General features: G+C 72.8%; 2 protein-coding genes. Both read left to right on the top strand.

The features are described 5' to 3' along the window. Positions 1 to 229 precede the first annotated feature (229 nt). Complete coding sequence (locus CH341_RS25700) at positions 230 to 3,385, top strand: non-ribosomal peptide synthetase (protein WP_111421818.1); 3,156 nt, start codon at positions 230 to 232, stop codon at positions 3,383 to 3,385. Positions 3,386 to 3,413: 28 nt separating this feature from the next. Beyond that, positions 3,414 to 7,448: non-ribosomal peptide synthetase (locus tag CH341_RS25695; RefSeq protein ID WP_146604624.1), on the top strand; the 4,035-nt coding region annotated here is incomplete at its 3' end.

Genomic DNA, 7,448 nt, shown 5'->3' with positions numbered 1-7,448 from the left:
CCGTCGTTTGCGAGGGATCACCGATCGGATCGTGAAGCGCGCGCTGGCAGGGCCCGGTCGACATGGACGTCTCGGCCTTCTCACGTGATCAGGAACGGGGTGGCGCTTCGGGCGCGGTCCGGCGAGCCTGGTGCCTGTTGCACGTCGATTTCGATCCGGCCGGGCCGGCGCTGGCGCGTTCGGCTCTTTCGACGTTCTGTCCAATGCCGCTCACCTTGAGAGTCCAAACGTGACGCGGGGGCCGATCGAAGACATTCATGGTCTCACCGAGATGCAACGCGCCATGCTGGTGCGGTGCGTGGCCCATCCCGATCGGCCGCTCTACATGGGGCAATGGTGGGCGCTGCTCGACGGTGATCTGGACCAGGAGACGTTCTGCGACGCGTGGCACCGGGTCGTGGCTCGCCACTCCGCCCTGCGGAGCGGTGTCCACTGGGAGATCAAGAAGGATCCGTTCCAGGTCGTTCTCGCCGCCCCGGCATTCGCGGTGGAACGTCTCGACTGGTCGGGTTGCACGGACTGGCGCTCCGACCTCGAAGCTCTGCTTGGACGCGACCGCGCCGATCCGTTCGATCTCAAGCGCCCGCCGCTGATCCGGGTCAGACTGATCACGCTGGCGCCGGCGCGCCGTCTCCTGGTCTGGACCCGGCATCATCTGGTCGTCGACGGCTGGTCGCTCGGCGAGATCCTCGACGAGGTGCTCGCGCTCTACGCCGGACGACCCGTGCCTCCGGCCGTCCCGTTCCGCCGTTACGTCGACTGGGCGCGTGGGCGCGACCCGGCCGCGGCGCGCACGTATTGGTCCGGCCATCTCGCCGGCTTCGAATCCAACGAGACCATTCGGAACCCCGCCGGCACGGCGCCCGACATCGCCGAGCGCAGCATCGACCTGAGCGCGGACGTCACGGCGCGCCTGCTCGGGCTTTCCCGCGACGAGCGGCTGACCTTGAGCACCCTGGTCGAAGGCGCCTGGGCGATGGTGCTGGCGCGCGCCGGCGGCGCCGACGACATCCTGTTCGGCTGCGTCGAGACGGTCCGTCCGCCGGAGTTGCTGGGGGATTTGTCGGCGCACCTCGTGGGTCCTCAGGTCGCCGTGCTGCCGTGCCGCGTGCGCCTCGACGGCACCACCCTGCGTCAATGGCTCTCCGGGCTGCAGGTGGCGCGCACGCAGGGCCGCGATGCGGGGCCGGTCGGCCTGGACGCCGTCCGCGACATGCTCGGCCTGCCGCGCGACGCGCTGCCCCTGCGCAGTCTGCTGGCGGTGCAGACCTATCCGCTCGACCTCGCGGCCGCGTTCCGCGGGGCCGGCGTCGAGCTGATCGAGAGCGGCGACGTCACCCTGCCGGACATGCCGCTCAACCTGATGGTGGAGGTCGGTGCGAGCATCCTGCTGCGCCTGATGTTCGATCACCGGCATGTCGCTCCGGTCGAGGCCGAGCAGTACCTCGACATGCTCGCCACCGCCCTGGAACGGATTCCGGACGGGCTCGACCGACCGGCGGACGCGCTCGACGTGCTGTCCGGCTCGCGCCTGCGACAGATCGAGGCGTGCCTGACCGGCGCGGCGCTCCCGCCGCCAGCCGGCACGGTGGTGGATCTGGTGCTCGCCCGCATCCACGCGCAGCCCGACGCGCCGGCGATCGTCACGCGGGACGGACTCTGGTCGTACGCGGAGCTGGGTGCTCGTGCAGCCGGCGTGGCGGCGCAGCTTCGGGCGAGGGGCGTCGGGCGGGGCGATCGCGTCGGGCTGTTGCTCGGTCACCGACCCGATGCGATCGCCGCCATTCTCGGAATTCATTTCGCCGGGGCCGCCTATGTTCCGATCGACCCGGACGCCCCACCCGAGCGCAGGGCGCTCGTGCTGGAGACGGCCGGGCCCGCCGCCGTCGTGACCAGCCGGTCCTCCGCCTCCGGCATCGTGGGCCGGCCGGTCGTGGCCATCGAGGACGTGATCGCCGCGCCGGATTCGCTCGAGACCGACGGGTTGCCGTCGCGTGACGACGAGGCCTATCTGATCTTCACCTCGGGCTCCTCCGGTCGGCCGAAGGGCGTGAGCGTCGGGCACGACAATCTGAGCTATCACGTCGCGGCGAACGCGGCCGAGAATCACGACCTGCCGATCCGTCGTTTCCTGCTGACATTCCCGCTGTTCTTCGACGGGTCGGTGACCGGCATCTTCTGCACGCTGGCCGACGGCGGAGCCCTCGTGCTCCCGACCGAGGCGGAGACGCGCGATCCCGACGCGCTCGCCGCCCTCGTCCGCGCGACCGATGCGAGCCACGTCTGCATGACGCCCTCGCTGTGGGCGCTTCTCCTCGACGCGGCCGGGCCTCTCGGCTTCACCGGCCTCCGCATGGCCAAGGTGGCGGCCGAGCCGTGTCCGCCGACGCTGGTCCGGGAGCACGCCGCGCGTGCCCCGGCCGCGGTCCTGTGCAACGAGTACGGGCCGACCGAGGCGACCGTTTGGGTGAGCGTGGAGCGCTGCCGATCCGAGACCGTCGACGCGAGCGTGGCGATCGGCCGTCCGCTTCCGGGGACCCGCCTGCACGTGGTCGACGCGCGGCGGCGGCCGTGTCCGTTCGGCACCGTCGGCGAGCTCGTCGTCGCTGGTCCGGCGGTGGCGCGCGCCTATGTCGGAGCCGAGCCGGGCGTGTCGCTGCGGTGGCTCGACGCGCCGTTCCGGACCGGGCGCGACGCTGCGTCCTGCTATCGCACCGGTGACCGCGTCGCGCTGGGGTTCGACGGGCGGCTGTTCTTCCACGGCCGGCAGGATCGCCAGATCAAGGTGAGCGGCTATCGGGTCGAGCTCGGCGAGATCGAGGCGGTCCTGTTGGCGCAGCCGGGCATCCGTGAAGCCGCCGTGGTCGCCGAATCGATCGACGGCCGGCCCGAGCGGCTGGTGGCGCATCTCGCCGGCAGTGCGGCCGAGGCCGACGACGAGACGCTGCGCCGGCGCATCGGCGAGCGGCTGCCGACCTACATGCTGCCGCAGGCCTTCGTCCGCCACGGGCGGCTGCCGCGGACCGGCAGCGGCAAGATCGACACGGCGGCGCTGCCCCCGGCGTGCCCGCCGCAGCGCAGGGTCGAGCCGCCGGCCGGCGCGCTCGAAGAGAAGCTGGCGGCGATCTGGGCGGATCTGGTCGGTGTGCCGGTGGTCGGCCGTCACGACGACTTCTTCGCCCTCGGCGGCAGCTCGCTCGTCGCCATGCAGGTCGTCGCCCGCATTCGTCGCGATCTCGGCCTGCCGGCGATGATCGCCGACCTGTTCGAGGCCCCCCAGCTCGCGCGGCTGGCCGAGCGCCTCGGCGAACGGGTCGCGGTCGACGCGACGGGCGGACCGGCTCTGTCGGCGCGCCGCCGCACCCGGGTGGAGCTGCCGTCATGACGGTCCGCGAACCGCCGGACCACGGCTGATGGCGAGCGGGTACATCGCCGATCTCTCCTCCGGCCAGCGTCAGATCCGGATGGCCGAGCTTTTGCGGCCGGGTGACACGCGCTTCGCGATGCCTCTGGTCGTCCGGATCGCCGGACCGCTCGACCCTTCGGCACTCCAGGCCGCGCTGGCGGCGGTCGTACGCCGGCACGACAGCCTACGCACCTCCTTCCCGATGGTGGAGGGACGGCCCGTCCAGGCGGTCGCCGACGATGCCACACTGCCGTTGCGCATGGTGCAGGCCGCGGTCGCCGGGGCGGAGTTCGAGGATCGCGTCCGCGCGCTCGCGCAGGACATGGTCGCGACCCCGTTCGATCTGGCGTCCGGCCCGCTCGTTCGTGTCTGCCTGATCCGCGGTACCGACGAGGCGGCGCTCGTGGCCGTGTTCCACCACGTCGTCGGCGACGGCGCGTCGCTCGATCTGTTCCTGCGCGACCTGACCGTCGCCTATGACGCCGTGCTGCGCGGTGGCGACGACTCGGTGGATCCGCTGCCGCTCCAGTACGCGGATTTCGCCGACTGGGAGCAGCAGCACCAGGCGTCGGCCGCCGCCGGACGCGGGCTGTCGGTCTGGCGGGAGCGTCTGCGCTCCGCGCCGGCCACCCTCGACCTGCCGTTCGACCGGCGCCGCCGAGCCGAGACGCCGTCCCGGAGTGCCCAGGCGCAGCTGCTGGTGGCCGGCGACGCCGCGGCGCGCCTGGCCGAGCTGGCGCGCGGCGCCGGCACCACCGCCTTCACGCTCTGGCTCGCACTGTTCTTCGTCCTGCTGCGGCGGTGGAGCGGCCTCGAGGATCTCGTCGTCACCGTCCCGGTGTCGAAGCGCGACAGGCCCGAGCTCGCCGATCTGATCGGCCTCCTGGTCGACACGCTGCCGATCCGGGTCACGATCGATGCGCAGACCCGCTTCCCGGCGCTCCTCGACAGCGTGCGGGACGTGCTCCGGGACGCCCTGGCGCATCGCGACCTGTCGTTCGAGCGGATCGTTCAGGCGAGCGGCGTCGAGCGCCAGGGCGACACCGCGCCGTTCATGCAGGTTCTGTTCGGGGTCGAGGACGTCGGCCGGACGCAGTTCACGGCGCTCGACGGGACCCGCTTCGAGCGGGTTGCGGAGCGGCTGGAGCAGGCCGCCAAGGCCGACCTGTCGGTGGTCTGCGGAGCCGGAGCGGACGGGCTGCGCTTGTGGTGCCGTTACGATGCCGGGCTGTTCGAGCCCGAGACGATCGACCGGCTGCTCGGCTGGTTCGGCCGGCTGGTGCGTGCCGTCGCGGCCGATCCCAATCAGCCGGTTCTGGAAATTCCCCTGGTCGAGCCGGACGAAGGGCCGGCGCTGATCGCCCGCTTCAACACCTCGCGCCGGCCCTACGAGCGCGACCGCAGCGTCGCCGATCTGTTCTACGACTGCGCCCGGCGCGATCCCGGTGCGATCGCGATCGAGGAGCATGGCCGCGCTCGGCCCTACGGCGAGGTCGCGCACGGCGCGCGTCGGCTCGCCTCGGTGCTCGCCGCCGAGGGCGTGCGGGCCGGCGACGTGGTGCTTCTGGTCCTGCCGGTGTCGGCCGCCTTGATCGAGGCACAGCTCGCGGTGCTGACGCTCGGGGCCGTCTACGCGCCGGTCGACCCCGCCGATCCGTCGGACCACCGCCACGCCCGGGCGGCGCTGGTGGCGGCCCGGCACGCCATCGTGAGCGATGCCGCCGCCCGCGGCGCCGTCGAGAAGGAGCTGGCCGCGGCGGGCTGTGCGACCCTCGCGTGGGACGAGCTTCTTCTGCGTGCCGATTCCGCGGCTCCGCATCCGGGAACGCCGGCCGATGCCGGCAGCCCGGCCTACGTGATGTTCACATCCGGCTCGACCGGGGAGCCAAAAGGCGTGAGCGTGCCGCATCGCGGTATCGTTCGCCTGGTGCTGGGGAGCGGCCTCGTCGGGGGAATGGCGGGCCTGCGGGCCGCCGTGCACTCCAACCCGGCCTTCGACGCCTCCACGCTGGAGATCTGGGCGCCGCTTCTCAACGGCGGGACCGCCGTGCCGGTCGACCGCACCGTGGTGATGGACCCGCGCGCCCTGCGTCTGTTCCTGGCCGAGGCGCGGATCACGCTGATCTGGCTCACCGCCGGCCTGTTTCAGCAGATCGCCGCGGTGGATCCCGGCGCCTTGGCCGGCCCTCGGACCGTGTTCACGGGCGGCGACGTGGTCAGTCCGGCGGGCGCGCGGGCCGTGCTGGCGGCCGGCCACGGCACCGGCCTCATGCTCGTCAACGGCTACGGCCCGACCGAGAACACGACGTTCAGCACCACGTTCGATATCGGCCGGCTGGGCGAGGACGAGCCGAGCGTGCCGATCGGCACGCCGATCGCCAACAGCACCGTGTATGTGCTCGATCCCGCCGGCCGACCGCTTCCGCCTGGTGTCGTCGGCGAGATCTGGGTCGGCGGCGACGGGGTCGCCCTCGGCTACGTCGGCGACCCTCGGCTCACCGCCGCCCGGTTCCGCCCCGATCCCTTCTCCGACGAATCCGGCGCGCGCATGTACCGGACCGGCGATCTCGGCCGGTGGCGGGCGGACGGCACTCTCGTGTTCGTCGGGCGCGCCGACAGCCAGGTGAAGGTGCGTGGCTTCAGGGTCGAGCTCGGCGCGATCGAGGCGGCGCTCGTCGCGCATCCGGGCGTCGCGGGCGCCGCCGTCGTCGCGCCGCGGCGGGAGAGCGGCGAACGTGATCTCGTCGCCTGCGTGGTGCCGAAGCCCGGCATGCACCTGACCGCCTCGGAGCTGCGCCGGCATCTCCAGTCGCGCCTCCCGCGACAGCTCCTGCCGCATGCCTTCGCGGTGCTCGACGCGCTGCCGCTCAATGCCAACGGCAAGGTCGACACGCGGGCCCTCGCTCGCATCGAGATCGCCGACGCGGAGCCCGCCGCCTGCGTCGAGCCGCGCACGCCGGAGGAGCGGATCGTCGCCCGGATCTGGGCCGATCTGCTCGGCCGGCCGCCGGCCAGCATCGAGGACAACTTCTTCCATGTCGGCGGCGATTCGCTGCTCACCATCCGGCTGGTCGCGCGCGCCTTCGAGGCCGGTCTGGACGTCGATCTCAAGGATGTCTTCGAGCACCCGACTGTTGAAGGGATCGCCGCCGTCGCGACCCGGCGGAAGCGGGCGGCGGCCGCCGAGACGAGCGGTGCGCGCCACGGGGTGGAGCTGCTGCCGGCCGCCGCCGACCTGCGTCGTCCCTGCCGCTACGTCAGCATCGCGGTCGACGTGGCCGTGTCGGCCGTCGATCTCGGTTGCGCCGTTCAGCATCTCGCCGAGCGGCACGACGCGTTGCGCCTCGCGCTCGTCGACGACACGGGCGGGCGCCGCCTCGTGGTCTCCGACGTCCTGCCGGCCGTGCCGGTGCGGTTCGTCGATGTGCCGGACGCGACGCGCGACGACCTCGACGCCTGGATCGCCGCCAACCGCGACCGGCTGTCGCGCGGCATCGACCTCGCCGACGGCGTGACGATCGCGGCGACCCTGGTGAAGCACCGGGCCGGCCCGTCGCGGACGCACGGCGGATCTCGGAAACCGTCGCCGGCGTCGACCGTCGTGCTGGCGATTCACGAGGCGATCGCCGACGACCGGGCGCTGCTGCTGCTGGCGACCGATCTCGAGAGTGCGCTCGTGACGAGCGACGGCATCCGCCTTCCGACCCCGCCGCCGCGCTTCTCCCGTTGGCTGTCCTGGCTTTCCGATCATGCGGCAGGCGAGCCGGTCCGTGCCGCTGCGATGGCGCGGGAGGCGGCGGTGCCGGCAGGTGCGCCGGTCTTCGTGGACGCCGCCGACCTCGCCACCGTTCGGGCCCGCCTCCTGCTCGACGCGCAGGCGACGCGCCTGTTGCTCGAGGACCTGCCGGGCCGGCTCGCGCTGTCGCCGCTCGACGGTCTCCTGGTCGCCCTCGGCGCCGGGCTGTCGACCTCGGCGGCCGTCGAGATCGTCGATGGCCGCCGGGCGTTGCCGGCGACCGCGCTGTGGGCCGACAGCGCGGTC

The organism is Rhodoplanes roseus, assembly GCF_003258865.1.
Taxonomy (GTDB): domain Bacteria; phylum Pseudomonadota; class Alphaproteobacteria; order Rhizobiales; family Xanthobacteraceae; genus Rhodoplanes; species Rhodoplanes roseus.
This window is presented reverse-complemented; position numbering and strand designations above follow the sequence as displayed.